This is a genomic window from Citrobacter sp. EC_71, from assembly GCF_019584005.1.
In the GTDB taxonomy this organism is placed as follows: Bacteria; Pseudomonadota; Gammaproteobacteria; order Enterobacterales; family Enterobacteriaceae; genus Citrobacter; species Citrobacter werkmanii.
The window spans coordinates 1-231 of the sequence record NZ_VDAY01000108.1 but is presented as its reverse complement, the minus strand read 5'-3'; the positions used below and the strand labels follow the sequence as shown (position 1 = coordinate 231).

Annotated in this window: 1 pseudogene; it reads right to left on the bottom strand. The window is 53.7% G+C overall.

Annotated features, from left to right (window positions below):
- Window positions 1–231 (bottom strand): annotated as a pseudogene (tuf, locus tag FHD02_RS24255) (elongation factor Tu); the annotation flags it as partial.

Here is a 231-nt window from a genome sequence, read left to right as displayed (position 1 = left end):
TACGGCCGCCTTCACGGATTGCGAAACGCAGACCGTCGTCCATCGCGATCGGGTGGATCAGGGTAACAACCATTTTGATGTTGTCGCCCGGCATTACCATCTCTACGCCTTCCGGTAGTTCGATGGTACCAGTCACGTCAGTAGTACGGAAGTAGAACTGCGGACGGTAGCCTTTGAAGAACGGAGTATGACGGCCGCCTTCGTCTTTGGACAGGATGTACACTTCAGATT